Genomic DNA, 26,441 nt, shown 5'->3' on the forward strand with positions numbered 1-26,441 from the left:
GGCGCCAAGGGCGCCTCGGGTACCGGCGTTAGCGGCATCGTCATGAAATGGCCGCAAGGTGGGGCCGCCATGGGCCGGGCCCGGGCTTTCGGAGGCGACATGCAGTCTGAAACGACAGCAGCGCAGGCCGGCCGCTGGATCGGACGCGGCGAGGCCCTGGCCCGACTGGGGGTCAAGGCCCAGACCCTGTACGCCTATGTCAGCCGCGGCCGGATCACCGCCCGGCCGGATCCCGAAGACAGCCGTCGCAGCCTCTACGCCGTGTCCGACATCGTCCGCCTTAGCGGCGACGAACCGGCCGCGGGCGAAATCGGCCAATGGCTGCCGCCGCCCGAAGAGACGGAGGGGGCGGATCTCGAACTCCGCTCCTCGGTCTCGGTCAGCAGCCAGGGGCGACTCTATTATCGCGGTCTCGACGCCATTCAGCTCGCCGAGACAGCCACGCTCGAGGACGTCGCCCGGCTGCTGTGGGACGCGCGCGCCACCAATCCCTTCGCCGAGGTGCGTCCGCGCGTCGGCGCCACGCCGGGGTCTTCGGCCCGCGGCCGGCTGTTCGCCAGCCTCGCCCGCCGGGCCGATGAGGACGCCGACCTCAAGACGCGATCCGCCGATTTGCTGCAGGTCGAATGCGCCCGCGTGCTCGACGAGGCCGTCGACGCCGTGGCCGGCCCCGGGCCGCGACTGTTCCTGCACCAGCGCCTCGCCCGCGCCTGGAAGGTGCGCGAGCCCGACGCCCATCTGATCAGACGTGTGCTGGCCCTTGTGGCCGACAACGGTCTCGACGCCCCCGCCCTGACCACCCGCGCCGCCGCCGGCGCCGGCGCCTGTCCGGCCGGCGCGGCCTTGGCCGGACTGACGACCCTGGCCGGATCGCCCGCCATCAGCGATCTGGCCCGGGCCTCGGCCTGGGTCCTGGCCGTCCGCCGCCAGGCCGCCGACGCCGCCCGCCGCGCCCACGAAGCCGGGGCCCTGTCCGGCTTCGGCGACGCGGCCTGGCCGCAGGGCCATCCCCGCGCCGCCGCCCTGCTGCGGGTCGCCGACCTGCCGCCCGATCTCGCCCGCGCCATGCGCGAGGGCGAGGAGATGACCGGGCGCCGACCGGGTCTGGGTCTCGCCCTCGTGGCCGTCACCCGCCGGCTGGAGTTGCCGCGCGAAGGCGCCGCCGACCTGCTGATGATCGGCCGTCTGGCCGGCCTGCTGGCCCATGCGATCGACCAGTCGACGAACGGCTCGCCTATCCGGGCGCGCCTGCGCTATGTGGGGCCCGAACCGGGCGCGAACTGATCCGCCCCACCTGTTTCGGGGACGTGGATGCCTGATTGGCTGGCGGCGATCATTCTGGGTCTGGTCGAGGGACTGACCGAGTTCATTCCGGTGTCCTCGACCGGCCACATGCTGCTGCTGGGCCATTTCCTCGGCTTCGAGAGCACCGGCAAGACGTTCGAGATCGTCATCCAGCTGGGCGCCCTGCTGGCCATCATCAGCGTCTATTTCAAACGCCTGTGGGAATTGGCGACCCGCTGGCCGTTCGACCCCGAGGCGCGGCGCTTCCTGATCGGCCTGCTGGTGGCCTTCGCCCCGGCGGTGGTCATCGGCCTGTTCGCCTATGACTTCATCAAGACCGTCCTGTTCGAAACCCCGCTGGTCATCTGCATCGCCCTGATCGTCGGCGGCGTCCTGCTGCTGTGGCTGGACCGGATGAAGAAGGTCCCGACCTGGCTCGAGGCCGACCGCTATCCGCTGCGGGTCTATTTCCTGATCGGCCTGTTCCAGTGCCTCGCCATGATTCCCGGTGTCTCCCGTTCCGGCGCCACCATCGCCGGCGGCTTGCTGCTGGGCACCGACAAGCGTTCGGCGGCTGAGTTCAGCTTCTTCCTCGCCTTGCCGACCATGGGCAGCGCCGTGGCCTGGGACTTGTTCAAGAGCTGGGACGGGCTCGACTTCAGCGACTTCGGCCTGATCGCGCTCGGCTTCGTGGTCGCCTTCCTGACCGCGCTCGCGGTTGTGCGCTTCCTGCTGGAGTTCGTCAGCCGCCACGGCTTCGCCCCCTTCGCCTGGTGGCGGATCGCGGTTGGGGTCGCGGGTCTGGTCGGCCTCGCGGCGACCGGGGCGCTCTGAGGCGTCAGGCGGTGGCCGGCCGTTCCGAGAACTGCCCGCCGCGGCGGTAGCGCCACAGATAGGACGGGGCGATCGCCTCGACGCCGGTCGGCTCGATGCCCAGTTCGGCCAGACCCTCGGCGCTGTCGGCGACGACATTGTCGGTTTCCAGCAGCGCCACCTGGTCGCGCGTCAGCACCGGCGCGATGCCAACCATGCTGGTCAGCTGAGCCAGCGAGCCGATGCCGCGCGCCGCGAAGAAGGGCAGGGGCAGCAGGCCGTTGTCGCGCCGCGTCTCCTTCAGGATCAGCTTCAGGATATCCTCGAACGTCATTGCCGCCGGGCCGCCCAGCTCGAACGTCCGGCCCGCCGCGTCCGGCCGTTCCACGGCGCGGACGATGGCTTCGGCCACGTCGCCGACATAGACCGGCTGGAAGCGGGTGCGGCCGCCGCCGATCAGCGGCAGGAACGGGCTCATCGAGGCCATGGAGGCGAAGCGGTTCAGGAAGTCGTCGCCCGGCCCGAACACGACCGAGGGCCGGATCACCACCGCGTCCGGCTTGACCTCGCGAACGGCCATTTCGCCGGCGGCCTTGGTGCAGGCGTAGGTTGAGTCGCTCTCGGGATTGGCCCCCAGGGCCGACATATGCACCAGACGGCCGACGCCGGCGGCGGCGCAGGCCGCGGCGATGTCGCGGGCGACGTCGACGTGCATCGCCTCGAAGGTCCGCGCGCCCGATTCGTACAGGATGCCGATCAGGTTGATCGCCGCGTCCGCTCCTTGCAGCGCCGCCTCGAGCTGCAGCGGGTCGCGCGCGTCGCAGCGCACCGCCTGGATCTGACCGACATGGCCCGAGGTCTGCAGCTTCCACGCGCGGTCGGGACGGCGCACCGCCACGCGGATGCGCCAGCCGCGCCGGGCCAGGTCCTGGACCACCTGGCTGCCGACAAAGCCGGAGCCGCCGAAGACGGTGATCAGGCCGGGGGCGGCTTCGCTCATGTCAGAACTCCGAGAGGCGGGCGGCCGGCGCGAAACCGGCTTCGGCGCGGGGATTAGACGATGGTCCCGGCGGCTGCAACGCAAACAGGCGAAAAGCCTGTTGACCCGCCCCGGGGGCTGCCTTAAGGGTCCGCGCCTTCCGGGTGAAAACGCGTGCGAACGCGGACATCTCCGGGCCCAGGTGGCGGAATTGGTAGACGCGCTGGCTTCAGGTGCCAGTGATAGAAATGTCGTGGAGGTTCGAGTCCTCTCCTGGGCACCATATTCGAAACGGCGTCGCATCCCTGATGCGGCGCCGTTTCTGTTTGGCCCTATCGCCTCGCGCGCGCCGAGGGGCTAGTTGAGGGCGGATGATTTCGCCGGGACCGACCGCATGACCGTACATCTCCACCACGGCGACCTGCCGGACGGCCTCGACCTCGGCCCCGAGGTGGCGATCGATTCCGAGACCATGGGCCTGCGCTTCCGTCGCGACCCGCTGTGCGTGGTCCAGCTCTCGTCCGGCGACGGCGACGCCCATGTCGTCCGCCTCGACCGCCCCGCCTACGACTGCCCGAACCTGAAGCGCCTGCTGACCGACCCGAAGGTGCTCAAGCTGTTCCACTTCGGCCGGTTCGACATCGGCATGTTCCAGCTCCATCTCGGGGTCGAGACCCGGCCGGTCTATTGCACCAAGATCGCCTCCAAGCTGGCGCGCACCTACACCGACCGCCACGGGCTCAAGGACGTGGTCCGCGAACTGGCCGGCGTCGACCTGTCCAAGGCGCAGCAGAGCTCCGACTGGGGCGCCGCCGAGCTGACCCCGGCCCAGCTGGAATACGCCGCCTCCGACGTCCTGCACCTGCACGCGGTCAAGGCCCGGCTGGACGAGATGCTGGTACGCGAGGGCCGGATGGAACTGGCCAAGGCCTGTTTCGACTTCCTGCCGTCCCGCTCCGGCCTCGATCTGGCCGGCTGGGACGAGATGGACATCTTCGCGCACAGCTGATGACCGGGCCCGGCGACACACGCGACCAGGCGGACGAGGCTCGCGTCGCCGCGACGGCGAGGGCCTTCCGGGCCCGTTCGCGCCGCGTGCGCCTGCTGCGCCGGGTCCTGCCGGTGGCCATCGTCATCCTCGCCGGCGGCACGGTCAGCTGGATCGTCCTGCGCAGCGTCATCTCCGACGTCGAGCGCAAGGCCGGGACCTCGCGCGAGGTGACGCTGGAGAACTCCCGCTTCCTCGGCCAGGACGCCCAGGGCCGCAGCTTCGTCATCGGCTTCGAACGCGCCGTGCGCGACGCCGACACCGGCCGCTTCCGCCTCGTCGGCCCGGCCCTGCGGCTCAATCTCGGCGGCCGCAAGGTCACCACCCTGACCGCCGACGGCGGCGTCTATGACGAGGCCAGCAAGACCGTGACCATCGGTCCCAATGTGAAGATTTCCGACGGCGGTTCCGGCTTCGACCTCGTCACGCCCGAGGCCGTGGTCAACACCGAGACCGGCGTGGTGACGGGCGCGAAGGGCGTCCGGGGCGCCGGCCCTCTTGGAACCATCACCGCTTCGTCCTATGCGATCTATGAACAGGGCGAACGGGTCGTGTTCAGCGGCTCGAGTGACAACAAGGCGCGCGGGACCTTCAACCCGACGAGGTCGGACAGATGAGCATGAGCAGAACCCTGAAGGCGACGGCCCTCGCCCTGGCCCTGGCGGCCCTGCCGGCCGTCGGCGGCGCCCAGACCGCCGCGGACAACCGCGCCCCGATCATGTGGACCGCCATCACCGTCGAATACGTCGGCGACACCCTGACCCTGCGCGGCCCCGCCGAACTGGTGCAGGGAAACCGCCGTTTCCGCGCCGACCTCATCTCCGGCTTCAGCCAGGCCGGCGACAGTCGGCTGGAGGCGACCGGCAACGTCTATTTCGTCACCCCGGACCAGACCATCCGCGGCGACCGCGCCACCTATGACACCGGCAGCGGCGTCATTGTCATGACCGGCGACGTCATCCTGACCCAGGGCGAAAACGTCGTCACCGGCGGCCGGCTGACCTACAATATCGAGACCGAGTCGGCGCGGATCGACGGCCCCGGCCAGGGCGGCCGCGTCCAGGGCGTCTTCTACCCCGACAGCAGCGGAGACTGAGCCCCGGCTCGGCCTGACCCTTTGGCGCGCAAGGAACTCTCAGCCCTCAACGTCCACGACGCCGCTCCTCCCGAGCCGGCGGTCGAGGCCCCGCGCCCGACCGGCCTGCGGGTCGAGCACATCGCCCGCGCCTTCGGGCCGCGGCAGGTGGTGCGCGACGTCTCCCTGCACGTCGAGCGCGGCCAGGTCGCCGGCCTGCTGGGCCCCAACGGCGCCGGCAAGACCACCTGCTTCTACATGATCACCGGCCTGATCCCGCCCGACAGCGGCACGATCTGGCTCGACGGCGAGGACATCACCGCCCAGCCGATGTACCAGCGCGCCCGCATGGGCCTGGGCTATCTGGCGCAGGAGGCCTCGATCTTCCGCGGCATGACGGTCGAGCAGAACGTCCGCGCGGTCGTCGAACTGCACCACACCGGCCGTCAGGCCATCGCCGACGAGACCACCCGCCTGCTGGAAGAGCTGCGCATCGACACCCTGCGCGACGCCCCCGCCTCCGGCCTGTCGGGCGGCGAGCGGCGTCGCTGCGAGATCGCCCGCGCCCTCGCCGGACGGCCCAGCTTCATGCTGCTGGACGAACCCTTCGCCGGCATCGACCCCCTCGCCATCGCCGACATCCGCCAGGTCATCCGCTATCTGGCCAGCCAGGGCATCGGCGTCCTGATCACCGACCACAATGTCCGCGAGACGCTGGAGATCATCGACCACGCCTCGATCATCTCGGCCGGCTCGGTGCTGTTCGAGGGCAAGGCCGAGGACGTCATCCGCGACCCCGAAGTGCGTCGCGTCTACCTCGGCGACATGTACGGCTGACGGCGAAGACCCCGGCCCTGCCGAGATTTCATCCGGCCGTCGCCGGGCTGACACGAAATCCGGTGTATCCGGGCGGTCATGAAAACGCTCAGCCGCCTGACCGCCCTCGCCCTGTCGGCCACGCTCGCCGTGTCCGCCGTCCCCGTCGCCGCGCAGGACACCGCGCCGCACGCCGCCTCGCATGCCGGCCCGGCGCCGGCCGAGGCCCCCGCCCGGGCCCGCAACGTCATCCTGTTCCTCGCCGACGCCGGCGGCGTCCCGACCCTCTCGGCCGCCAGTCTGATGGCCTATGGCGAGCCGCTGCGGCTGCACGTCCAGTCATGGCCGCACCTCGGTCTCAGCGAGACCTCGCCGGTCGACGAGTTCGTCTCTGATTCCGCCAACGGCATGTCGGCGATCGTCACCGGCGTGAAAACCCGCAACGGCGTCATCAGCCAGGGCCCCGAGGCCGTGCGCGGCCGCACCGACGGCGCCCCGACCAAATCCCTGCTCGAATACGCCGAGCAGCATGGCCTGCTGACCGGCGTCGTCACCAATATGGCGATCACCGACGCCACCCCGGCGGCCAACTACGCCCACTCGAACGACCGCGCCAAATGGGGCGAGATCTTCCCCCAGGCCTTCGCGCCGCGCTTCGGCGACGGCGTCGACGTCCTGTTCGGCGCCGGTCGTGAGCGGATCGGCGAACAGCTGGCCGCCCGCGGCTCCGGCTTCGACGCCCTCGCCGCCGCCCACGACCGGCCGATCTACGCCGCGCTCGACGCCGCCCCGGCCGCCAATCCGCGCCCCGTCGTCGTCGCCGAGGATATGGACGTCCACGCCGCGACCCTGCGCGCGCTCGACATCCTGCAGCGCTCCCAGACCGGCTATTTCCTCGTCGTCGAATGGGACGCCCACACCGACGAGCCGCGCCGGGGCCTGCAGAATGTGGTCGATTTCGACCGGCTGATCGCCGAGGTCCAGACCCGCGTCGACCTCGAAGACACCCTGCTGCTGTTCACCGCCGATCATTCCTTCGCCCTGCAGGTCGACGGCGGCCGGCGCGGCGAGCCGCTGCTCGAAGGCTATGACGCCTGGAAAGCCACGGGCAGCGAGGACGAGATCGTCCGGCTGCAGAATGTCATCGTCAACGACACCCACACCGCCGAGGAGGTCCCGGTCCTCGCCATCGGCGTCGGCGCCGACCGCGTCCGCGGCTATTTCCCCAACACCCATCTGTTCGGGGTGATGATGGACGCCTGGGGCTGGACGGCGGATGCGGCGGCAAACTAGGCCGGCGGGGTCGGCCGGCTGCTGAAAACCCCTCGCCGCTGGCGAATGTCCGCAGATGGCTTAGGGTGGTCAGGCGGCGGTTGGCCGGCTTCAGGTACTGTGGGGGAGGCGGATGAAGGTTTTCAGCTCTCTGGCGGCCGCTACGGCGCTCCTCGCCACCCCGGCCGCCGCGCACGAGTTCCGCGACTATTTCGCCCATGGGCGGACCGAGCTGTCGCCCGCTGGCTACCGGATGGTCCGGTCGGTCGCTGCCTATGCCCGGACGGGTCGTCCCACGCGCATCCTGATCGACGCACACATGGATACGGCCGAAGCTGCCGAATTCTCTGACGAGCTCAGCCGCCGGCGAGCGCAGGCGGTGGCGAGCGAGCTCGTCATCCTGGGTGTCGATCCCGCACCTATCGTGGTGCAGGGGCGGGGCGCATCGGCGCCGGCGCGACCGACCCCTCCAAACACAGCGGAGCCGCTGAATCGTCGCGTCACGGTCGGGATATACTTTTAAAGGACGGCCCAGGTCAGCAGCCACCGGTCCTGCTGGCGGGGTTCAACCGCCCCCGCCCCCGCTTAGACCCCCGTTAACCGTTCCGGCCACACAGTGGCCGCCAGCAAGTTTCGGGCCACTCGGCCCGGCGGGGGGCTGTGGACGGTGCTCGGACAAAGGCTGGAGATACGGCAGGGGCAGGGGCTTGTCATCACGCCCCAGCTGCAGCAGGCGATCAAGCTGCTGCAACTGTCGAACCTCGAGCTCGACGCCTTCGTCGAGGCCGAGCTGGAAAAGAACCCCCTGCTGCAACGCGAGGACGCCGACCCGACCGGCGAGGCCGACGCCCCCGCCGCCGAGACACACGACGCCTCTGAAATGACCTTCGACGAGGGCCGGGTCCAGGACGCCGACCGCGCGCTCGACGCCCGCTCCGACGACGTCTACGGCGACGCCAGCCCCGGCGAGCGCACCTCGGACCGGATGGAGGACGTCGGCGTCGGCGAGGCCCAGGTCGGGCTCAACGACTGGTCCCGCGCCGGCTCGGGCGGCGGCCTGCCCGACGGCGAGGGCCGCGAACAGCCCGACACCCGCGAGGCCACCCTGTGGGAGCATCTGCAGGCCCAGGCCTCCCAGGCCGGCTTCACCCCGGCCGACCACGCCATCGCCCTGACCCTGATCGATTCCGTCGACGAGGGCGGCTATCTGCGCGGCGAACTGGCCGAGACAGCCGACCGACTCGGCGTCTCGATGGATCGCGTCGAGGCCGTGCTGGCGACCTGTCACGGCTTCGAGCCGACCGGCGTCATGGCCCGCTCGGTGCCCGAATGCCTGAAGCTGCAGCTGGTCGAGCGCAACCGTTTCGATCCGGCCATGCAATGCCTGCTCGACAACCTCGACCTGCTGGCCAAACGCGACCTGTCGGCCCTGCGCAAGGCCTGCGGCGTCGACGGCGAGGACATGGCCGAGATGATCGCCGAGCTGAAGGCCCTGACGCCGCGCCCCGGCGCCGGCTTCGGCGGCGAGCCGGCCCAGACCGTCATCCCCGATGTCCACGTCCGCGCCGATCCGGCCGGCGGCTGGAAGGTCGAGCTGAACTCGGACACCCTGCCGCGCCTGATCATGGACAAGCGCTATCACGGCGTCGTCTCGGCCGGGGCCCGCTCGGACACCGAAAAGACCTTCGTCGCCGAATGCGCCGCCCAGGCCAGCTGGCTGGTCAAGTCGCTGGACCAGCGGGCCAAAACCATCCTCAAGGTGTCGTCCGAGATCGTCCGCCAGCAGGACGCCTTCCTCGCCTTCGGCGTCGAGTTCCTGCGGCCGCTCAATCTGAAGACCGTCGCCGACGCCATCGGCATGCATGAATCGACCGTCAGCCGCGTCACCTCGAACAAATACGTCTCGACCCCGCGCGGCGTGTTCGAGCTGAAATTCTTCTTCACCGCCGCCATCCAGTCGTCCGACGGCGGCGCCACCCACTCGGCCGAGGCCGTCCGTCACCGGATCAAGGCCATGATCGACGGCGAGGCGCGCGACGGCGACGTTTTGAGCGACGACCGCATCGTCGAGATACTCAACGAGACCGGCATCGACATCGCCCGCCGCACCGTCGCCAAATACCGCGAGGCCCTGCGCATTCCCTCGTCGGTCCAGCGCAAGCGGATGCTGCGCACCGGCTAGGGCGTTTGCGTTCTCCCTCCCCCGAAGTGGGGAGTGGAGGAGAGATTGGCGGAGCCAATCTGACGACGGGCGAGGCGCAGCCGAGCCCGGGTGGGGAACGCCAGTCCCGCACGACGGCGCCCGGCTTCTCAATTCCCCACCCGGCCGCTTCGCGGCCCCCCTCCCCACGTCGGGGGGGGGAGACCGTGCCGGGAATCCACACCACATTTCGGTGATCGACGTTGACACCAAACGCCATCAGTCGCGTTGTATCGACATGCAAATCCAGGTCAGCGGCAAGCAAGTCGATGTCGGGGAAGCGTTAGGCTCCCGCATCTCCCAGGAACTCCAGGACGGGATCGGCAAATACTTTGAACGCGGGGGCCAAGACGCCGAAGTGGTGGTGTCCAAGGACGGCTACGGCTTCAAGGTGGATTGCTGGGTCCGGCTCGCGTCGGGCCAGAGTCTGGTCACCACCGGTCACGGCGGCGACGCCCATTCCGCCTTCACCGACAGCCTCGACAAGATCGAGAAGCGGGTTCGTCGCTACAAGCGCCGGCTCAAGGATCACCACATCGGTCCCAAGGGCCTGTCGCCCGAAAAGACCGAGAACGCGGCCCGCGAGGTCGCCCACAGCGTGGTGCTGCGCAATCCGGACGAGGTCGAGGACTCCGACTTCGGCGAGGCCGGCGCGCCGGACGAACCGCCGCCCGTCGGCATGGTCATCGCCGAGACCGAGCACGAGATTCGCACCCTCACGGTCGGTCGCGCGGTGATGGAGCTGGATATGACCGGCTATCCGGTCGTGCTGTTCCGCAATGCGGGCCATGGCGGCCTGTCGGTGGTCTATCGCCGGCCCGACGGCAACGTCGGCTGGATCGACCCGGAGCGGACCACCAAATCGCTCAACGGACACGGTTCGGCAAACGGCGTCACGTCATAGGACTTCCCACGACCGGGCGGGTCGTCTAAACGGCGCCCGCCCATCGCGGATGGTTGGTAGAGTCGGGACAGGCGGATGGACATCGGTGATTTGCTCGCGGACGGCGGTGTCGTCCTGCGCAGCGGCGCGTCCTCGAAGCGCCAGGCGCTGCACACGGTGGCCGAGGCCGCCGCCCAGACCCTCGACCTGCCCGAGGCCCGCATCATGGATGCCCTGATGGAACGCGAGGCGCTCGGCTCGACCGGCCTCGGCTCGGGCGTGGCCGTGCCCCATGCGCGGATCGAGGGGCTGGAGCGGGTCACGGCCGTGTTCGTGCGGCTCGACACCCCGGTCGCCTATGGATCGGTCGACGACCGCCCGGTGGATCTGATCTTCGCCCTGTTCGCCCCGCCGCGGGACGGGACCGAACACCTGCGCGCCTTGGCGGCCGTTTCGCGCGCCCTGCGATCGGCGGAAATGCGCGAGCACCTGCGTCAGGCCCGCACCGCCGACGCCATCCGCGCCCTGTTCGTCAAGGACCACGCCCCCGCCACGGCGGCCTGAGGGGGCCAAGGGGCCTGCCTAGTGAACCGAAACCGGCTCCAGCTCGTGCGCCACGGCGGCGGCGAAGGCGGTTTCCCGATCCATCATCACGGCCAGCCGCTCGCCGTCGGCGCCGTGGACGGCGTACAGCACCGCCTCAGGGTCGATCTTCAGCCCCTTGGCCTCGGGGATCGGCGTGTCGGCCAGCACGTCCGCGGCGCGGATCTCGCGCACATAGACGAGGTCCGGGGCGCCCAGACTGCTGAAATCTTCCTTGGTCATCATCGTCATCGGCGTCATTGCGACCGCCTCCTTGTACTGAACTAACGCCGCTGGGGGCGTGGGGTTCGGTCCCGCGAGCGGCGACCGGATAAAGACGGCGCGATCAGCCCGTCGTGATGGGGATGCGCCGCACCGTCGGCAGGTCCTCGGGGCGACTCAGATCGACGTGCAGCAGGCCATGCTCCAGCCGCGCCTGATCGACCTCCATGCCGTCGGCGAGGACGAAGCTGCGCACGAAGCCGCGGCCGGCGATGCCGCGATGCAGGAAGGCCTGATCGCCCTTGCCGGCGGCGTCCTCGCGCTTGCCGGCGATGGTCAGCTGCCGCCCCTCGATGGTCACCGTCAGGTCGTCAGGCCCGAAGCCGGCGACGGCCAGGGTGATGCGCACCGAATGCTCGCCGGTCTGCTCGACATTGTAGGGCGGATAGCTGTCCGCCGCCGCCCGCGCCGCGCGATCGATCAGGGCCCGGGTGTGGTCGAACCCCAGCAGGAAGGGGCTGTCGAACAGGATGGTGCGCGTCGTCATCGTCTCATGCCCCCGAAGCAGGCCCGCGGTCGTCCACGCCCCCCGGAACCGGCGAGGCGTCGACCGCTGTCGACAAGATGGGGATCTGGCGGTCGCGGATCAACGGCAGGGGCCAGATGTGGCGAAGGCCCCGCGGTCGCCCGCGGGGCCTTCATGGTGGAGCTTAGCGGAGTCGAACCGCTGACCTCTTGCATGCCATGCAAGCGCTCTACCAACTGAGCTAAAGCCCCGAACCTTCAGGCCGTTGGCCTTTCGGTCGGATCGCTTGGGGGCCGCGAGGCCCTGCTGCGAGGCGGCGGAACCTATGTCAGGCCCTGATCGCGATCAAGCCCGGTTCCGCCATTTATTTTCACCCCGTCCGGAGCCGTCGGAAACGACCCCGGACGGGGCGAAAAACCTAGTCTTCGTCCTTGCCCGGCTTGACGATGTCGTCGTTGAAGGCGTCGTCGTCCTCGTCCTCTATGAAGGGCACGGAGTCGTCGTCATCGTCGTCGGCCAGGACGTCGTCCTCGCCGGCTTCGCCCATGCCGGACTCTTCCGTCGGATCGACCGGGGTCTCGTCGTCGTCGTCGTCCGGGGTCAGGATCGGCTCGTGGCCGTCCTCGTCGATCTCGGGCGTGGCGACGGCTTCTTCCTCGTCGTCATCCTCGTCGTCGGAGCCCTTCTTCTTGGCGACCTGATCTTCGGCGTCCTCGTCCGGGGTTTCGTCGGCGGCGTAGCCGGCCGGACGGCCGCGGCGGTTGCGCAGCTTCAGCGCCTCCTCCGGGTCGAAATCGGTGGCGCATTTGGGGCAATGCGCCGGGCGGCGGGTCAGGTCGTAGAATTTGGCCTGGCAGTTCGGGCAGACCTGCTTCTGGCCCAGTTCGGGATTGGCCACGGTGTAAGACCTTTGGCGGGAGTGGGAAATCGGGCGCGTCCCTTGCCACCATGGGGGGCCGCTGTCAAAAGCCATCTCTCGCGCCGCCCGCGCCGCCTGACCCTTGCCGGAGACCGCCGGGTGCCCGTCCCCTCCACCCTGACTGCCGCAAGCGCCTCCGCCCTGACCGGCGTGACCCGCGCACCGGGCGACAAGTCGATGTCACACCGCGCCCTGATCCTCGGCGCCATGGCCACCGGCGTCACCGAAATCGACGGCCTGCTGGAAGGCGACGACGTCCTCGCCACCGCCCGCGCGGTCGAGGCCTTCGGCGCCGGCGTCGAGCGGCTGGGTCAGGGCCGCTGGCGCGTCACCGGCCGTGGCGGCTTCCAGCAGCCCGCCGGCGTCATCGACTGCGGCAACGCCGGCACCGGCGTGCGCCTGCTGATGGGCGCGGCCGCCGGCTACGCCATCACCGCCAGCTTCGACGGCGACGCCTCGCTGCGCCAGCGGCCGATGAAGCGCGTCACCGGCCCGCTCGCCGCCATGGGCGCCCGCTTCGACTGGGCCGACCGGGAAGACCGCCTGCCGGTCGAAGTCTCCGGCGGGGCGCTCAAGTCGATCGACCATCTCCAGACCGTCGCCTCGGCCCAGATCAAATCGGCCATCCTGCTGGCCGGGCTCAAGGCCGACGGCGTCACCACCGTGACCGAGCCCGAGCCCAGCCGCGATCACACCGAGCGCATGCTGCGCGCCTTCGGGGCCGAGGTCGGCGTCCTGCCGCACGGCGACGGCTGGCGCATCACCCTGACCGGCGGCCAGCCCCTGACCGCCACCGCCGTCTCCGTGCCCGGCGACCCGTCCTCCGCCGCCTTCCCCCTCGCCGCCGCCCTGATCGTCCCCGGCTCGCAGGTCACGGTCGAGGGCGTCATGCTCAACCCCCTGCGCACCGGCCTGTTCGAGACCTGGCGCGAGATGGGCGCCGACCTGACCGTCTCGAACCGCCGCATGGCCGGCGGCGAGGAGGTCGGCGACGTCACCGCCCGCCATTCGAAACTCCACGGCGTCGTCGTCCCGCCCGGGCGCGCCGCCTCGATGATCGACGAATATCCCATCCTCGCCGCCACGGCCGCCTTCGCCGACGGCGCCACGGTGATGCGCGGCATCGGCGAGATGCGGGTCAAGGAAAGCGACCGCATCGCCCTGATGGCCGCGGGCCTGCAGGCCTGCGGCGTCACGGTCGAGGAGGAGGCCGAGGGCTTCACCGTCACCGGCGGACCGGTCCAGGGTGGCGCCACCGTCACCACCCACGGCGACCACCGCATCGCCATGAGCCATCTGGTGCTCGGTCTCGCCGCCGCCCAGCCCGTCACGGTCGACGAGCCCGGCATGATCGCCACCAGCTTCCCCGGTTTCGTCGAGCTGATGCGCGGCCTCGGCGCCGATATCGCCGCCGCATGACGCCCCCCCTGATCATCGCCGTCGACGGCCCCGCCGCCTCGGGCAAGGGCACCATCGCCGCCCGTCTCGCCGCCCTCTACGGCCTGCCGCACCTCGACACCGGCCTGCTGTACCGCGCCGTCGGCCTGGGCCTGCTCGACGCCGGCGGCTCGCTCGACGACGAGAGCGCCGCCGCCGCCGTCGCCCGCGCCCTCGACGCCAGCCATCTGACCGACATCGACCGCCTGACCGACCGCGGCGCCGGCGAGGCCGCCAGCCGCGTCGCCGGCTATCCCGGCGTGCGCGCCGCCCTGCTCGACTTCCAGAAGGCCTTCGCCGCTCGCCCCGGCGGCGCCGTGTTGGACGGCCGCGATATCGGCACGGTCATCGCCCCCGACGCCCAGGCCAAGCTGTTCGTCACCGCCACGCCCGATGTCCGCGCCACGCGTCGCTGGAAACAGCTGACCGCTCGCGGCGAGATCATTCACTACGCAGACATGCTGGCCGACATCATCCGCCGCGACGAGCGCGACGCCGGCCGCGGCGCCGCCCCGATGGTGCAGGCGAAAGACGCCGTCTTGCTGGATACGACCGATATGGATATAGAGACCGCCTTCGATGCGGCCCGCCGTATCGTCGAGGCGGCGCGCGTCCGACATGGTCTCCAGGGACCTTAGGGCAAATCCAACGCTCCCATCCTCGGCTTCCGCGGGCGTTCTGGCTCATTCGCCTCGTGTCCTGACGACCTGAATATCCCTTCAAAACTCACCTCGCGCGGGGCCATTCCGGTCGCGCGCCACAACCGTTAGAAACCCCAACCCTGCATGACCGATACCCAAAGCTTCAATCCCTCGCGTGACGACTTCGCCGCCCTGCTCGACGAGACCCTCCAAGGTCGCGACCTCGGCGAAGGCCAGGTCGTTCACGGCCGCGTCGTCGGCATCGAGAAAGACATCCTGATCATCGACGTCGGTCTGAAGACCGAAGGCCGCATCCCGGCCCGCGAGTTCGGCATCGGCGAAGGCGCCGTCATTCCGAAGCTCGGCGACAATGTCGAAGTCTACCTCGAGCGCGTCGAGAACGCCCTGGGTGAAGCCGTCATCAGCCGCGACAAGGCCCGCCGCGAGGAAGCCTGGACCCGTCTGGAAGTCGTCTTCGCTGAAGGCCAGCCGGTCAACGGCGCCATCATCGGCCGGGTCAAGGGCGGCTTCACCGTCGACCTCGGCGGCGCCTCGGCCTTCCTGCCGGGCTCGCAGGTCGACATCCGCCCCGTGCGCGACGTCGCCCCGCTGATGGGCAAGGAACAGCCCTTCGCCATCCTGAAAATGGACCGTCCGCGCGGCAACATCGTCGTCTCGCGTCGCGCCATCCTGGAAGAGGCCCGCGCCGAACAGCGCACCGAGCTGGTCGGCCAGCTGCAAGAGGGTGAAGTCCGCGAAGGCGTGGTCAAGAACATCACCGACTACGGCGCGTTCGTGGATCTGGGCGGCATCGACGGCCTGCTGCACGTCACCGACATGTCGTGGAAGCGCGTCTCGCACCCCTCGCAGGTCCTCGCCGTCGGCGACACCGTCAAGGTCCAGATCGTCAAGATCAACCCGGACACCCAGCGCATCAGCCTCGGCATGAAGCAGCTGCAGGCCGATCCGTGGGATGGCGTCGAAGCCAAATACCCGGTCGGCGCCAAGATGTCGGGCCGCATCACCAACATCACCGACTACGGCGCGTTCGTCGAGCTGGAAGCCGGCGTTGAAGGCTTGGTCCACGTCTCGGAAATGTCTTGGACCAAGAAGAACGTCCACCCCGGCAAGATCGTCTCGACCTCGCAGGAAGTCGACGTCGTCGTGCTGGATGTCGACGCCTCCAAGCGCCGCATCTCGCTGGGCCTGAAGCAGGCCCAGGACAATCCGTGGGACGCCTTCGTCGCCGCCAACCCGATCGGCTCGACCGTCGAGGGCGAGGTCAAGAACGCCACCGAATTCGGCCTGTTCATCGGCCTCGAGAACGACATCGACGGCATGGTCCACCTGTCGGACCTCGACTGGAACGTCTCGGGCGAGGAAGCCATCCAGCGCTACCGCAAGGGCGAAACCGTCAAGGCCAAGGTGCTGGACGTCGACGTCGAGAAGGAACGCGTCTCGCTCGGCATCAAGCAGCTGGGCGGCGATCCGATGGAAGGCGACACCTTCAAGAAGGGTCAGCAGATCACCGTCACCGTGACGGCGGTCGAGACCGGCGGCATCGAGGTCAAGTTCGGTGAGGACGACGCCCCGGCGACCGCCTTCATCCGCAAGTCGGACCTGTCGCGCGATCGCAACGAACAGCGCACCGAGCGTTTCGCCGTCGGTGATCGCGTCGACGCCATGGTCACCGGCATGGACAAGGCCTCGCGCCGCGTCTCGGTCTCGATCAAGGCGCTGGAAATGAAGGACGAGAAGGAAGCCGTCGAACAGTTCGGCTCCTCCGACTCCGGCGCCTCGCTGGGCGACATCCTCGGCGCCGCCCTGCGCGAGAAGGCCAGCACGAAAGAGTAGGGCGCAAGCCGCGAACCCCCAGGCCGATCGCAGATCGGACTCGGGGGCGAGCGTCAGGCTCTACTCGGCCTCAAGCCGCGAACGACTGCGTCGTGAGCGCTAGGCCAACCGGCCTCAAGCAGCGAGCGACCGCGTCGCGAGCGCTAGGCCAAAAAAAGAAATCGGGCGGCCGGAGCGATCCGGCCGCCCTTTTCAATTTCCGCTCCGTGCACGGTTAACGTCGACTAACCGACATTTCGGCCCCGCGGCCCTTTTGCCGCGGGCGGGTGGAGGCTAAGGTAGGGATTGCATTCGGCTTTCGGATGCACCCGTATGGTCCTGGGAAGGGCTTTGGAGGGCGGGGGCCTGACATGATCAAATCCGGGCTGATCGAAAAGCTGGCGGCTGAAAACACGCATCTGACCCACGCCGAGGTCGAACGCGTGGTCAATATCGTCCTCGGCCGCATGGTCGAGGCGCTCGGCGACGGCGGCCGGGTCGAGCTGCGCGGCTTCGGCGCCTTCTCCGTCCGCGGCCGTCCGGCCCGGGCCGGACGCAATCCCCGCACCGGCGAGACGGTCGAGGTGCCGGCCAAGGCCGTGCCCTTCTTCAAGAGCGGCAAGGAGCTGCGCGAGCGGCTGAACGCCACCGACGCCTGACCATGGGATTGCTGACCGAGTTCAAGGAGTTCGCCGCGCGCGGCAATGTCGTCGACCTCGCCGTCGGCGTGATCATCGGCGCCTCCTTCGGCAAGATCGTCACCAGCCTGGTGGATCAGGTGATCATGCCGCCGATCGGCCTGATGCTCGGCAATGTCGACTTCTCGCGGCTGCAGTGGGTGCTCAGGCCCGAGGACCCGGCCACCGAGGCGGTCGAAAAGGTCGCCATCCAGTACGGCGCCTTCATCAACACCCTGCTCCAGTTCCTGATCGTCGCCTTCGTCGTCTTCCTGCTGGTCAAGGCCATCAACCGCCTGCGCCGCGAACAGGCGGCGGCGCCGGAGACGGCGCCGGCCGCCCCGACCGCCACCGAGGCCCTGCTGGCCGAGATCCGCGACGAGCTGAAGGCGCGGCGGTAGGGGGTCGTCGGACCTGCGTTGCACAACGCGCGGAACCCACCTTTGTTTATGTATACACAAAAACTTGCGGACGCGACCGGTCTGGCGTACATACAATAACTGTATGGCTCCCCCGTTCGACCCTGCAAAGGACGCCGCAAACATCGCGAGGCACGGCGTCTCGCTGTGGTTGGCGTTCGACATGGACTTCGGTGTGGCTCTCATCCGGGAGGACACACGGGCCGCGTACGGGGAGCAACGCTTCCAGGCCATCGGCCCGATAGGCGCCGCTCTCTACGTCCTTGTCTTCACCTATCGCGACGAAGAAATCCGCCCGATCAGCCTCCGCCGCGCCGAAAAGGCCGAGGCCCGCATGTTCCGCAAAGAGTTGGAGTAATCATATGGTCAAGCACGACGACGAAAACCCGATCCTTGACGCCGCCTTCTTCGCGGAGGCCCGGCCGGCCGGCGAGGTGCTGTCGGCAGACGCCATTGCAGCCTTCAGGGCCAAGGGCGGCCGGCCGAAGGCCGATCAGGTCAAGACACCGGTCTCAATCCGGTTGGACCCGGATCTGCTGCTCGCTCTGAAGGCGACGGGACCGGGTTGGCAGTCCCGGGTGAATGGCCTCCTGCGTGACGCTGTACTGCCCGAGAAGCGGACCAGTGCGGCTCCCGGCGGCGGGGCGAAGGCGAGAGCGGTGAGGTAATCAGGAATTTATTCCTCCCCCCACCCTTGACCCCCCGAACCCCCCTCCCATGTCAGCAGGGCACGGCCTTCCCGGCCCTGCGGGGTCTTTGACAATCCGAAGCGAGGCGCGGCGGCTCCAGCGGCGTTTCTGAAGTGGAGCGATCTACGGCCGGCCCGCGTGGGTTCCCCTCCAGGAGGCGGACGGTCCGGACGGTGTGGACTATCTGGACGGTGTTTTTCGAATAACACCCGGGTAAAAATCCCCATCCCCGGCGGAATCGATTCCCCGTTTGACTCCGTTCCCATACCGGAACAAACAATGAACATTCAGCTTCTGAATGATCATGACCCCTTCGCCCGCCCTGTCACAGGACCCGTTCCCGGAGTTGGCCGCCCCGCTTGAGGAGGCCTGCGCCCCCCTGCCGCGCGACGTGGCCGCGGCCCTGGTGTTCGCCCTGTCGCGGCGGCGCGCGGGCGACGCCCGGCCGGTGCTGATGACGGCGCCCAAGGCGTGGTTCGTCGAATACGGCCGGCCCTACGGCCCCGGCCTGGCCGGGATTCCGCTGATCCTCGCCCCGGCCGCGACTCTGGCCGAGGCGCTGTGGGCGATGGAGCAGGGGCTGCGTTCGGGCGCGGTGTCGATGGGGCTGGGCGCGGTCGAGGGGGCCACCCTGGCCCAGACCCGCCGGCTCGATTTCGCCGCGAAACAGGGCGAGGCCGCCGGGTTGATCCTGTCGCGCGGTCAGGACGGGCTCAGCGCCGCCCGGCGCCGCTGGCGCATCTCGACCCGGCCCTCCGCCGCCGACCCCGAGGACGACCGGGCCCCGGGGCCAGCCCGTCTTCTGGCCGAACTGACACGCGGGCGCGGTGAACGGCCGGGCGCCTGGATGCTGGAGCAGGATGATGAGACGCATCGTCTCCGTCTGGCTGATCGACTGGCCGATTTCGGTCCGCCGTCGATCGCTGGAACGGTCGCGCCGTCCGGCCTCGCCGCCTGAGCCGGTCGATGACCCCCGCAACCCCTTCGCCCTGATTGCAAAGAACAATCGGGGCGCGGCGGTGATCCACGCCCTGAATCCGGCCGCCCGCCGGGCCGGCCTCCGGCGCGGCCAGACCCAGGCCGACGCCCGGGCCATGATCCCGTATCTGATCGGCCAGCCGGCCGACCCCGCCGCCGACGCCCGGGCCCTGACGGCGCTGGCGCAATGGGCCGAGCGCTGGTCGCCCTCGGTCAGCGTCGATCCGTCCGGGGAAGGGCTGGAGGGCCTGTTCCTCGACGTCACCGGCGCCGCCCATCTGTTCGGCGGCGAGGCGGCGCTGCTGCGCCAGATACGCGACCGGCTGGTCGAGGCCGGGGCCCCCGCCCGCGTCGCCCTCGGCCCCACCCCCGGCGCCGCCTGGGCCCTCGCCCGCTGGGGTGAAGAGGCGGCCGGCGCGCCGCCGATCGCCACGCCGGACGACGTTCGCGACCGCCTCGCCCCCCTGCCGGTCGAGGCCCTGCGCATCCGGGACAGAACCCTTGTCCAGGCCCGCCGCTTCGGCCTGAAGCGGATCGGCGACCTCTATCCCATGCCCCGGGCCGGGCTGGCCCGCCGCTTCCGCGACGACGGCGGGGTCGATCTGGTGCAGCGGCTGGATCAGGCCCTCGGCCACGCCGGCGAGGCCCTGACGCCGCTGCGCCCGCCGCCGCGCTACCGGGCGTGGGAGACGTGGATGGAGCCGGTCGGCGATCTGGAGGGGGTCGCGGCGCGCCTGCCCGAACTGGCCGCCGACCTCGCCGGCCCGCTGGAGCGCGACGGTCAGGGGGCGCGGGCCCTGACCCTGACCGGATTCCGTTCGGACGGCCGGACCACCGCCCTGTCGGTCCGCATGGGCCGGCCGGGGCGGGATGTCGGCGTCTGGCTGCGGCTGTTCCGCGAGGCCGGGCTGGGCCGGCTTGAGCTGGGCTTCGGTCTCGACGCCCTGATGCTGACCGCCGACGTCGTCGAACCGATGGCCGCCCGCCAGGCGGCGCTGGAGAGCGAGGCCGGGGTCAAACAGTCCGAAAGCCTCGCCGCCCTGATCGACCGGCTGACGGCGCGGCTGGGCGAGGACCGGGTGCTGACGCCGGAGGCCGAGGACAGCTGGATCCCCGAGCGGGCCGACCGGCTGCGCCCCGCCCTCGGCCGACGCGTCGTCGCCGATCCGGGCGCTGACGGTCGCCGGCCGATCCTGCTGCTGGACCCGCCCGAGCCGATCCACGACCCGCTGTTCGACCTCCCCGACGGGGCCCCGGCCCGCTTCACCTGGCGCCGCGCCCCGCGCCGGGTGGTCCGCGCCGAGGGCCCCGAACGTCTGGCCCCGGAATGGTGGCGCGCCGCCAGGGCGCGGACCCGCGACTACTACTGCCTCGAGGACGCCGAGGGCGGCCGCTACTGGGTCTTCCGCGAAGGCCTCTACGGTCGGGAATATTCGGGCGGCCCCGAGGAGCGGGCCCCCAGCTGGTGGATGCACGGGGTGCTGGCGTGACCGGCTGGGACGGCGCTTACGCCGAGCTCGGGGCGATGAGCAATTTCAGCTTCCTCGAGGGCGCCTCCCACCCCGGCGAACTGATGCTGCAGGCCAAGGCGCTGGGGCTGGCCGCCGTCGGCGTGGCCGACCGCAACACCCTCGCCGGCATCGTCCGCGCCCTGATGGGCGCCGAACAGGCCGACATCCGGCTGATCATCGGCGCGCGGCTGGGCTTCACCGACGGGACCGAGCTGATCGTCTTCCCGCGCGACCGCCCCGCCTACGGCCGCCTGTGCCGCCTGCTCTCGCTGGGCAAGAGCGAGGTGGTGCCGCAACCGGGCGCCGACCCCGCCGGCGAGCGGATCGCCAAGGCCGAGACCCGCCTGACCTTCGACCAGGCGGTCGCTCTCGGCGAGGGCATGATCGCCCTCGTCCCGGCCCCCGCCAACCCCGACGCCGCCTTCGAGGCCCGGCTGACGGACTGGCGCCGCGCCTGGCCCGATGCGGTTTACCTCGCCGCCTCGCCCCTGTGGCGCGGCGACGACCGGCGCCGGATCAACCGGCTCGCGGCCATGGCCCGCCGCGCCCGCGCGCCGATGATCGCCACCAACGCCGTCCTCTACCACCACCCCGACCGGCGCCGGCTGCAGGACGTCCTGACCTGCATCCGCGAGGGGACGACCATCGACAAGGCCGGCCGCCGCCTTCAGGCCAACGCCGAACGCTCCCTCAAGCCGCCCGCCCAGATGGCCCGCATGTTCCGCGGCCACGAGGCGGCGCTGGCGCGGACCATGGAGGTGGCCCGGGCCTGCACCTTCTCGCTCAGGGAGCTCGAGTATCAATACCCTGACGAGCCGGTGCCCGCGGGCTGGACGGCGCAGCGCCGCCTGATCCGCCTGACCTTCAAGGGCGCGCGAGGCCACTGGCCGGGGGGTGTTTCGCGAAAGGTTCGGGAAACGATCGTCAAGGAGCTGAAGCTCATCAAGACGCTCAAATACCCCAACTACTTCCTGACAGTGCACGACATCGTCGACTGGGCGCGAACGCAGGAGAAGCCGATCCTGTGCCAGGGCCGGGGGTCGGCCGCGAACTCGGTGGTCTGCTTCTGCCTCGGCGTCACCAATGTGAACCCCGCCGAGCAGGACGTGCTGATCGAGCGGTTCATGTCCGCGGATCGGGAGGAGCCGCCGGATATCGACGTCGACTTCGAGCACGAGCGGCGCGAGGAGGTCATGCAGTACGTCTACCGCCGCTATGGTCGGGACCGGGCGGCGATCGTGGCGACGATCATCCACTACCGGCCCCGCTCGGCGATCCGCGACGTCGGCAAGGCCCTGGGTCTGACCGAAGACGTCACCGCGCGGATGGCGGACACGGTCTGGGGGTCGTGGGGCGACGCGGTGAAGCAGGAACACGTCGACCGGACGGGCCTGAGCCGGGACGACGCCCGCATGCAGCTGGCGCTGGAGCTTACAGCGGAGCTGATCAAATTTCCGCGCCATCTGAGCCAGCACGTGGGCGGCTATGTGTTGAGCCGGACGCCGCTGCTGGAGATCGTGCCTATCGGCAACGGAGCGATGGCGGATCGAACCTTCATCGAATGGGACAAGAACGACATCGACTTCCTAAAGCTGATGAAGGTCGATGTGCTGGCCCTGGGCATGCTGACCGCGCTGAGGCGCGGGTTCGACCTGATCGCGGAAAATTATGGTCGTCGCTTCGAACTGCACACAGTCCCGCCCGAGGACCCGGCGGTCTACGGCATGCTGCAGAAGGGCGACTCGATCGGCGTGTTCCAGGTCGAGAGCCGGGCGCAGATGTCGATGCTGCCGCGGCTGAGGCCCGAGACCTTCTACGATCTGGTGGTCGAGGTGGCGATCGTCCGGCCCGGACCCATCCAGGGCGGCATGGTCCATCCCTATCTGAAGCGGCGCAAGGAGCGACGCGAGGCGCAGGAAAGGGGCGAGCCCTACGAGATCGATTACCCCAGCCCGTCACCGGGGCATGGGCCCGCCGACGAACTGAAGCAGGTCCTGCACAAGACGCTGGGCGTGCCGCTGTTTCAGGAACAGGCGATGCGGATCGCCATGGAGGCGGCGAGATTCAGTTCGATGGAGGCCAATGGCCTGCGCCGCGCCATGGCCACCTTCCGGCACATGGGCACCATCCATGAGTACGAGGGTCTGTTCGTCGGCAGGATGATCGAGCGGGGCTACGATCCCGACTTCGCCCATAGCTGTTTCAAGCAGATCAGGGGGTTCGGCGAATACGGCTTCCCGGAGAGCCACGCCTGCTCGTTCGCCCTGCTCGTCTACATCTCGGCCTGGATGAAGCATCACTGGCCCGAGGTCTTCACGGCGGCCCTGCTGAACAGCCAGCCGATGGGATTCTACGCCCCGGCCCAGCTGGTGCGGGACGCGCGGGAGCACGGGGTCGAGGTGCGGCATCCGGACGTCAACGCCAGCGACTGGGACGCCACGCTGGAGCCTCGGCCGCGTCGGCGGCGTCACGCCCTGCGGCTGGGTCTGCGGTCCATCGACGGGTTCAGGAAGGCCTGGGCCGAGGCGATCATGGAAACGCGCGAGGCGCGGCCCTTCGCCGATCTGGAGGATCTGCGGCTGCGGGCCCGGTTGCCGCCGCCGGCGCTGGACCGGCTGGCCGAGGCGGACGCCTTCGGCACGCTGGAGCTGACCCGGCGGCAGGGGCTGTGGGCGGCGCGAGGGGCGCAGGCGGCGAGTTCGGCGCCGCTGTTCGAGGCCATGGGGCTGGAGGAGAGCGATGGGCGGCCGCCGGAGGCCCTGCCGGAGCTGGCCGCGTCGGAGGAGGTGGTCGGCGACTACCAGACCATCCGGCTGTCGCTGAAGGGGCATCCGGTCAGCTTCCTGCGCGAACGGCTGACGCAGGCGGGAGCCCTGACGGCGGGGGACTATCCGGCGCGGGCCAACGGCCGAAGGGTGGCCGTGGGCGGGGTGGTGCTGGTCAGGCAGCGGCCGGGGACGGCCAAGGGCGTCTGTTTCATGACCCTCGAGGACGAGACCGGGGTGGCCAATCTGGTGCTGTGGGAGAGCGTCTTCGAGCGGTTCCGGCCGACGGCGATGGGGGCGCGGATGGTGCTGGCCAGGGGGCGGGTGCAGACGGCCGAGGGGGTGACCCATCTGGTGGTCGAGGAGCTCGAGGACTGGACGCCGATGCTGGGCGACCTGACCCCCGATTCCGCGCCGGGATCGGCCCACCAGCCGGCGCGGGGGCGGCATCCGCGCGATGTGCGGGTGCTGCCGGGGTCGCGGGATTTCCACTAGGTCGGCCCGCAGCCTATCAGGCCAATGTCAAAGACCGGGGCGGGACCCTACCCCCGCCGCTGAAACCGCCATTTCCACACACGGTAGCCGACGATCGGGGCGAAGCCGCCGATCAGGGCCGCCGCCAGGACGGTCCAGAAGCCGCCGCCGAGGCCGTACTCCCCGACCGCCGCCCCGATCCCGGCCGCCAGCAGCGGGCCGAGCCAGGGCAGCCACGACGGGGGCTTAGGCATCCACCTTGATGACGCCGCGCCGGATCTGGTCCAGCTCGATGGAGTCGAACAGGGCCTGGAAATTGCCCTCGCCGAAGGCCTGGTTGCCCTTGCGCTGGATGATCTCGAAGAAGATCGGGCCGAAGGTGTCCTGGGTGAAGATCTGCAGCAGCAGGCCGTCCTCGTCCGAACCGTCGATCAGGATGCGGTTCAGCCGCATGCGGGCGACGTCCTCGCCATGGCCGGGCAGGCGTTTGTCGATCAGGTCGAAATAGGTCTCGATCGTATCCTGGAAGGGGATGCCGCGACGCTTCATCTCCTCGACGGTCTCGAAGATGTTGTCGGTGGCCAGGGCGATGTGCTGGATGCCCTCGCCGTTGTAGCGGCGCAGGAACTCCTCGATCTGGGAGTTGTCGTCCTGGCTCTCGTTCAGGGGGATGCGGATGGCGCGGTCGGGGGCGATCATCGCCTGCGACAGCAGGCCGGTCGCCTTGCCCTTGATGTTGAAATATTTCTGCTCCTCGAAGGCGAAGACGTCGCCGTAGAAGCCCGACCATGTGCGCATCTGGCCGCGACGGACATTGTGGGTCAGGTGGTCGAGGCTGAACAGGCCGACGGAGTTCTTGCGCTCGGCCTCCTCCCAGCCCTCGATCTCGTCCCAGCCGTCGTAGAGGGAGCCGGCCTCGCCATAGGCGTCGACAATGTAGAGCAGCGAGCCGCCGATGCCCTGCAGCACATAGGGATAGCCGCCGGCCAGGGCGCCGCCGTCGTGGCGTTCGGCCGGCTTTGCGCCGCGCGAGACGGCGCCCTCATAGGCCGCCCTGGCGTCGCGGACGCGGAAGGCCATGCCATTGGCCGAGGGGCCGTGGTCGGTCGCGAATTCCGCGGCCTGGCCCGAGGGCGTGCGGTGGACCAGCAGGGTGATGTCGCCCTGTTTCATCCGCACCACGCCATTGGCCGGATTCACATGGGTCGGGGTGAAGCCCATCAGCTCGAGACGGGCCTCCATGGCCTTCGGCTCGGGGCCGGTGAACTCGACGAATTCGAAACCGTCCACGCCGAGCGGGTTCTCCTGGTCCAGCCGGGCGGCGGGGGTCTGGGTCGCGTCGGTCATCGGGGCGTCTCCTGAAAGTCGGGCGGCGTTCGCCGTGTTGCGGCGGAACCTAGTGGCGGGGAGACGCGAAGCCAAGCGCGGGGCCGGTCACAGGACCGGGAGGAGCGCCCCCGAGCCGGCGGACCGGCCGGGGAGGCCCTGACGCCGGCCCGGTATTTTACCCGGGTAAAACACTGTTTGCACCGTCCAGATCGTCCACACCGTCCGGACCGTCCGCCGCGGCGGCGGCGCGTCGTTCGACCGCCTGTTCGTCGGCCAGCTCGGCCCAGCCGGCGCGTTCGTGGCGCAGGGCCTCGTGCTGGGCCAGGGCGCGGTCCAGCTCGGCCTCTTCGGCGTCCATGGCGTGCATCACCCGCCGCCAGCGCAGGGCCGCGGCCGCGTCGCCGCGCAGCACGGCGCGCATCATGCGGCGATGGGCGACGAACGACAGTTCGCACAGATCGACCTTGTCGAGATCGCCGCCGACGCGATCCTCCAGCTTCAGCCCCTCGTCCTCGGCGTCGAGGGCGTTGGGCGGCGGGGCCCAGGGCTGGTCGATGCGCCGCCAGCCCTCGCGCGCGGCCCGGGCGCGCAGGGCGCTGAGCCCGACGCCGTGACGGCGGCAGGCCTCGGGTGCGGACAGGCCGCCCAGATAGTCGTCGCGCACCCTGAGCCAGACCCCGTCGGGGGTGTTGAACCGGCCGCCGTCGAAGGGGCGGGGGTCGGTCGTCGTCGGGTCGTCAGCCATCGGAAATCCTTTCTCATCGCCGTTCGGCCGCCATTATGCGGGCGCCGCCTGCTGGGGCAGGAAGATCGGTTTGAGAAAAGGTTATGTGGTTGATTAGGCCGGGGAAAATTTTGATAAGTCGACTATAGATTCGCGGATTGTAAGCACAGCGTCATGGGGGGCGAATTCACCTCCCCATGAGCCTCGCGAGTGGGGAGGTGGCTGGACCGCGATCAGCGGGCCAGACGGAGGGGGCGGCGCCGGCGTCGGCCCGTGATCCGCTCCTCACGCCGGGCCGGAGTCGCCCCCTCCACCCCCCGGGCTGAGTAGATCGGAAGAGCACAC

28 protein-coding genes and 2 tRNA genes are annotated in these 26,441 nt (G+C 69.9%); 22 read left to right on the top strand and 8 right to left on the bottom strand.

Annotation, left to right across the window (positions count from 1 at the left end; all coding sequences use genetic code 11):
* Positions 1-99 precede the first annotated feature (99 nt).
* Positions 100-1,284: a citrate/2-methylcitrate synthase gene (locus ACK4JY_RS12750; RefSeq protein WP_409606279.1), complete on the top strand. Its 1,185-nt coding sequence runs from the start codon at positions 100-102 to the stop codon at positions 1,282-1,284.
* 27 nt (positions 1,285-1,311) lie between these two features.
* Complete coding sequence (locus ACK4JY_RS12755; protein ID WP_409606281.1) at positions 1,312-2,118, top strand: undecaprenyl-diphosphate phosphatase; 807 nt, start codon at positions 1,312-1,314, stop codon at positions 2,116-2,118.
* A 4-nt stretch (positions 2,119-2,122) separates the two neighbouring features.
* On the opposite strand, the gene ACK4JY_RS12760 is transcribed toward ACK4JY_RS12755, so the two are convergent.
* Positions 2,123-3,097 (bottom strand): complex I NDUFA9 subunit family protein, encoded by a 975-nt coding sequence (locus tag ACK4JY_RS12760; RefSeq protein WP_409606283.1) that lies wholly within the window; start codon positions 3,095-3,097, stop codon positions 2,123-2,125.
* A gap of 175 nt (positions 3,098-3,272) precedes the next feature.
* Here ACK4JY_RS12760 and ACK4JY_RS12765 point away from each other — a divergent pair.
* The 10 genes from ACK4JY_RS12765 to ACK4JY_RS12810 all read left to right on the top strand — a co-directional run bounded on the left by ACK4JY_RS12765 (position 3,273) and on the right by ACK4JY_RS12810 (position 10,934).
* A tRNA-Leu gene (locus tag ACK4JY_RS12765) sits at positions 3,273-3,359 on the top strand.
* 111 nt (positions 3,360-3,470) lie between these two features.
* A complete protein-coding gene (locus ACK4JY_RS12770) occupies positions 3,471-4,085 on the top strand; it encodes a ribonuclease D (RefSeq protein WP_409606285.1) in 615 nt (204 codons plus the stop codon).
* Positions 4,085-4,741 carry an LPS export ABC transporter periplasmic protein LptC gene (gene lptC, locus ACK4JY_RS12775; RefSeq protein ID WP_409606287.1) on the top strand — a complete coding sequence of 219 codons (657 nt, stop codon included), beginning with the start codon at positions 4,085-4,087 and terminating at the stop codon, positions 4,739-4,741. Before ACK4JY_RS12770 ends, lptC begins: the two co-directional genes overlap by 1 nt.
* Positions 4,742-4,743: 2 nt before the next feature.
* Positions 4,744-5,220 carry an LptA/OstA family protein gene (locus ACK4JY_RS12780; RefSeq protein WP_409606289.1) on the top strand — a complete coding sequence of 159 codons (477 nt, stop codon included), beginning with the start codon at positions 4,744-4,746 and terminating at the stop codon, positions 5,218-5,220.
* A gap of 21 nt (positions 5,221-5,241) precedes the next feature.
* Entirely contained in the window at positions 5,242-6,036 is a 795-nt protein-coding gene (lptB, locus tag ACK4JY_RS12785; RefSeq protein ID WP_409606291.1) for an LPS export ABC transporter ATP-binding protein, read from the top strand.
* A 78-nt stretch (positions 6,037-6,114) separates the two neighbouring features.
* Positions 6,115-7,308 (top strand): alkaline phosphatase, encoded by a 1,194-nt coding sequence (locus ACK4JY_RS12790; protein ID WP_409606293.1) that lies wholly within the window; start codon positions 6,115-6,117, stop codon positions 7,306-7,308.
* Between the two features lie 112 nt (positions 7,309-7,420).
* On the top strand, positions 7,421-7,810 hold the full coding sequence (locus ACK4JY_RS12795; RefSeq protein ID WP_409606295.1) for an OmpA family protein: 390 nt from the start codon (positions 7,421-7,423) through the stop codon (positions 7,808-7,810).
* Positions 7,811-7,954: 144 nt separating this feature from the next.
* Positions 7,955-9,469 (top strand): RNA polymerase factor sigma-54, encoded by a 1,515-nt coding sequence (gene rpoN / locus ACK4JY_RS12800; protein WP_409606329.1) that lies wholly within the window; start codon positions 7,955-7,957, stop codon positions 9,467-9,469.
* A 256-nt stretch (positions 9,470-9,725) separates the two neighbouring features.
* Positions 9,726-10,391, top strand: a complete 666-nt coding sequence (gene hpf, locus ACK4JY_RS12805; RefSeq protein WP_409606331.1) for a ribosome hibernation-promoting factor, HPF/YfiA family — start codon at positions 9,726-9,728, stop codon at positions 10,389-10,391.
* A gap of 75 nt (positions 10,392-10,466) precedes the next feature.
* Positions 10,467-10,934, top strand: coding sequence for a PTS sugar transporter subunit IIA (locus tag ACK4JY_RS12810; protein ID WP_409606297.1), 468 nt, complete (start codon positions 10,467-10,469; stop codon positions 10,932-10,934).
* 18 nt (positions 10,935-10,952) lie between these two features.
* Here the strand turns inward: ACK4JY_RS12810 and ACK4JY_RS12815 are convergent, their stop codons facing one another.
* The 4 genes from ACK4JY_RS12815 to ACK4JY_RS12830 all read right to left on the bottom strand — a co-directional run bounded on the left by ACK4JY_RS12815 (position 10,953) and on the right by ACK4JY_RS12830 (position 12,598).
* Entirely contained in the window at positions 10,953-11,213 is a 261-nt protein-coding gene (locus tag ACK4JY_RS12815) for a DUF1150 family protein (protein WP_409606299.1), read from the bottom strand.
* 85 nt (positions 11,214-11,298) lie between these two features.
* Positions 11,299-11,721 (bottom strand): Hsp20 family protein, encoded by a 423-nt coding sequence (locus ACK4JY_RS12820; protein WP_409606301.1) that lies wholly within the window; start codon positions 11,719-11,721, stop codon positions 11,299-11,301.
* A gap of 154 nt (positions 11,722-11,875) precedes the next feature.
* Positions 11,876-11,951: transfer RNA gene (locus ACK4JY_RS12825), tRNA-Ala, on the bottom strand.
* Between the two features lie 167 nt (positions 11,952-12,118).
* Complete coding sequence (locus ACK4JY_RS12830; RefSeq protein WP_409606303.1) at positions 12,119-12,598, bottom strand: TIGR02300 family protein; 480 nt, start codon at positions 12,596-12,598, stop codon at positions 12,119-12,121.
* 138 nt (positions 12,599-12,736) lie between these two features.
* Between ACK4JY_RS12830 and aroA the strand changes: the two genes are divergently transcribed.
* From aroA to ACK4JY_RS12880, 10 genes are all read left to right on the top strand, one after another.
* Positions 12,737-14,038 (top strand): 3-phosphoshikimate 1-carboxyvinyltransferase, encoded by a 1,302-nt coding sequence (aroA, locus tag ACK4JY_RS12835; protein WP_409606333.1) that lies wholly within the window; start codon positions 12,737-12,739, stop codon positions 14,036-14,038.
* Positions 14,035-14,694, top strand: a complete 660-nt coding sequence (cmk, locus tag ACK4JY_RS12840; RefSeq protein ID WP_409606305.1) for a (d)CMP kinase — start codon at positions 14,035-14,037, stop codon at positions 14,692-14,694. The genes aroA and cmk overlap by 4 nt, the downstream gene beginning before the upstream one ends.
* Before the next feature lie 147 nt (positions 14,695-14,841).
* Positions 14,842-16,551, top strand: coding sequence for a 30S ribosomal protein S1 (gene rpsA / locus ACK4JY_RS12845; RefSeq protein ID WP_409606307.1), 1,710 nt, complete (start codon positions 14,842-14,844; stop codon positions 16,549-16,551).
* A 350-nt stretch (positions 16,552-16,901) separates the two neighbouring features.
* The gene (locus ACK4JY_RS12850; protein WP_409606309.1) at positions 16,902-17,189 is read left to right on the top strand and encodes an integration host factor subunit beta; all 288 of its coding nucleotides are present in this window, start codon (positions 16,902-16,904) and stop codon (positions 17,187-17,189) included.
* A gap of 2 nt (positions 17,190-17,191) precedes the next feature.
* Complete coding sequence (mscL, locus tag ACK4JY_RS12855) at positions 17,192-17,608, top strand: large-conductance mechanosensitive channel protein MscL (protein ID WP_409606311.1); 417 nt, start codon at positions 17,192-17,194, stop codon at positions 17,606-17,608.
* A gap of 103 nt (positions 17,609-17,711) precedes the next feature.
* Positions 17,712-17,984: a BrnT family toxin gene (locus ACK4JY_RS12860; protein WP_409606313.1), complete on the top strand. Its 273-nt coding sequence runs from the start codon at positions 17,712-17,714 to the stop codon at positions 17,982-17,984.
* A 4-nt stretch (positions 17,985-17,988) separates the two neighbouring features.
* Complete coding sequence (locus ACK4JY_RS12865) at positions 17,989-18,294, top strand: BrnA antitoxin family protein (RefSeq protein WP_409606315.1); 306 nt, start codon at positions 17,989-17,991, stop codon at positions 18,292-18,294.
* Between the two features lie 325 nt (positions 18,295-18,619).
* Positions 18,620-19,273, top strand: coding sequence for a hypothetical protein (locus ACK4JY_RS12870; RefSeq protein ID WP_409606317.1), 654 nt, complete (start codon positions 18,620-18,622; stop codon positions 19,271-19,273).
* Positions 19,176-20,783 carry a Y-family DNA polymerase gene (locus ACK4JY_RS12875; RefSeq protein WP_409606319.1) on the top strand — a complete coding sequence of 536 codons (1,608 nt, stop codon included), beginning with the start codon at positions 19,176-19,178 and terminating at the stop codon, positions 20,781-20,783. Before ACK4JY_RS12870 ends, ACK4JY_RS12875 begins: the two co-directional genes overlap by 98 nt.
* Positions 20,780-24,064, top strand: coding sequence for an error-prone DNA polymerase (locus tag ACK4JY_RS12880; protein ID WP_409606321.1), 3,285 nt, complete (start codon positions 20,780-20,782; stop codon positions 24,062-24,064). The genes ACK4JY_RS12875 and ACK4JY_RS12880 overlap by 4 nt, the downstream gene beginning before the upstream one ends.
* Positions 24,065-24,111: 47 nt before the next feature.
* Here the strand turns inward: ACK4JY_RS12880 and ACK4JY_RS12885 are convergent, their stop codons facing one another.
* From ACK4JY_RS12885 to ACK4JY_RS12895, 3 genes are all read right to left on the bottom strand, one after another.
* Positions 24,112-24,297: a hypothetical protein gene (locus tag ACK4JY_RS12885; RefSeq protein WP_409606323.1), complete on the bottom strand. Its 186-nt coding sequence runs from the start codon at positions 24,295-24,297 to the stop codon at positions 24,112-24,114.
* Positions 24,290-25,390: a 4-hydroxyphenylpyruvate dioxygenase gene (hppD, locus tag ACK4JY_RS12890; protein ID WP_409606325.1), complete on the bottom strand. Its 1,101-nt coding sequence runs from the start codon at positions 25,388-25,390 to the stop codon at positions 24,290-24,292. Before hppD ends, ACK4JY_RS12885 begins: the two co-directional genes overlap by 8 nt.
* A gap of 157 nt (positions 25,391-25,547) precedes the next feature.
* The gene (locus ACK4JY_RS12895) at positions 25,548-26,117 is read right to left on the bottom strand and encodes a hypothetical protein (RefSeq protein WP_409606327.1); all 570 of its coding nucleotides are present in this window, start codon (positions 26,115-26,117) and stop codon (positions 25,548-25,550) included.
* Between the last annotated feature and the right edge of the window lie 324 nt (positions 26,118-26,441).

Origin of the sequence: Brevundimonas sp., assembly GCF_046295595.1 — a bacterium.
Taxonomy (GTDB): domain Bacteria; phylum Pseudomonadota; class Alphaproteobacteria; order Caulobacterales; family Caulobacteraceae; genus Brevundimonas.

What these genes read in the sequence shown, in the direction of transcription:
- ACK4JY_RS12750 (WP_409606279.1), top strand. Translation starts at nt 100, where the DNA reads ATGCAGTCTGAAACGACAGCAGCGCAGGCCGGCCGCTGGATCGGACGC.
- ACK4JY_RS12755 (WP_409606281.1), top strand. Translation starts at nt 1,312, where the DNA reads ATGCCTGATTGGCTGGCGGCGATCATTCTGGGTCTGGTCGAGGGACTG.
- ACK4JY_RS12760 (WP_409606283.1), bottom strand. Translation starts at nt 3,097, where the DNA reads ATGAGCGAAGCCGCCCCCGGCCTGATCACCGTCTTCGGCGGCTCCGGC.
- ACK4JY_RS12770 (WP_409606285.1), top strand. Translation starts at nt 3,471, where the DNA reads ATGACCGTACATCTCCACCACGGCGACCTGCCGGACGGCCTCGACCTC.
- lptC (WP_409606287.1), top strand. Translation starts at nt 4,085, where the DNA reads ATGACCGGGCCCGGCGACACACGCGACCAGGCGGACGAGGCTCGCGTC.
- ACK4JY_RS12780 (WP_409606289.1), top strand. Translation starts at nt 4,744, where the DNA reads ATGAGCAGAACCCTGAAGGCGACGGCCCTCGCCCTGGCCCTGGCGGCC.
- ACK4JY_RS12790 (WP_409606293.1), top strand. Translation starts at nt 6,115, where the DNA reads ATGAAAACGCTCAGCCGCCTGACCGCCCTCGCCCTGTCGGCCACGCTC.
- ACK4JY_RS12795 (WP_409606295.1), top strand. Translation starts at nt 7,421, where the DNA reads ATGAAGGTTTTCAGCTCTCTGGCGGCCGCTACGGCGCTCCTCGCCACC.
- hpf (WP_409606331.1), top strand. Translation starts at nt 9,726, where the DNA reads ATGCAAATCCAGGTCAGCGGCAAGCAAGTCGATGTCGGGGAAGCGTTA.
- ACK4JY_RS12810 (WP_409606297.1), top strand. Translation starts at nt 10,467, where the DNA reads ATGGACATCGGTGATTTGCTCGCGGACGGCGGTGTCGTCCTGCGCAGC.
- ACK4JY_RS12815 (WP_409606299.1), bottom strand. Translation starts at nt 11,213, where the DNA reads ATGACGCCGATGACGATGATGACCAAGGAAGATTTCAGCAGTCTGGGC.
- ACK4JY_RS12820 (WP_409606301.1), bottom strand. Translation starts at nt 11,721, where the DNA reads ATGACGACGCGCACCATCCTGTTCGACAGCCCCTTCCTGCTGGGGTTC.
- cmk (WP_409606305.1), top strand. Translation starts at nt 14,035, where the DNA reads ATGACGCCCCCCCTGATCATCGCCGTCGACGGCCCCGCCGCCTCGGGC.
- rpsA (WP_409606307.1), top strand. Translation starts at nt 14,842, where the DNA reads ATGACCGATACCCAAAGCTTCAATCCCTCGCGTGACGACTTCGCCGCC.
- ACK4JY_RS12850 (WP_409606309.1), top strand. Translation starts at nt 16,902, where the DNA reads ATGATCAAATCCGGGCTGATCGAAAAGCTGGCGGCTGAAAACACGCAT.
- mscL (WP_409606311.1), top strand. Translation starts at nt 17,192, where the DNA reads ATGGGATTGCTGACCGAGTTCAAGGAGTTCGCCGCGCGCGGCAATGTC.
- ACK4JY_RS12860 (WP_409606313.1), top strand. Translation starts at nt 17,712, where the DNA reads ATGGCTCCCCCGTTCGACCCTGCAAAGGACGCCGCAAACATCGCGAGG.
- ACK4JY_RS12865 (WP_409606315.1), top strand. Translation starts at nt 17,989, where the DNA reads ATGGTCAAGCACGACGACGAAAACCCGATCCTTGACGCCGCCTTCTTC.
- ACK4JY_RS12870 (WP_409606317.1), top strand. Translation starts at nt 18,620, where the DNA reads ATGACCCCTTCGCCCGCCCTGTCACAGGACCCGTTCCCGGAGTTGGCC.
- ACK4JY_RS12875 (WP_409606319.1), top strand. Translation starts at nt 19,176, where the DNA reads ATGATGAGACGCATCGTCTCCGTCTGGCTGATCGACTGGCCGATTTCG.
- ACK4JY_RS12885 (WP_409606323.1), bottom strand. Translation starts at nt 24,297, where the DNA reads ATGCCTAAGCCCCCGTCGTGGCTGCCCTGGCTCGGCCCGCTGCTGGCG.
- hppD (WP_409606325.1), bottom strand. Translation starts at nt 25,390, where the DNA reads ATGACCGACGCGACCCAGACCCCCGCCGCCCGGCTGGACCAGGAGAAC.
- ACK4JY_RS12895 (WP_409606327.1), bottom strand. Translation starts at nt 26,117, where the DNA reads ATGGCTGACGACCCGACGACGACCGACCCCCGCCCCTTCGACGGCGGC.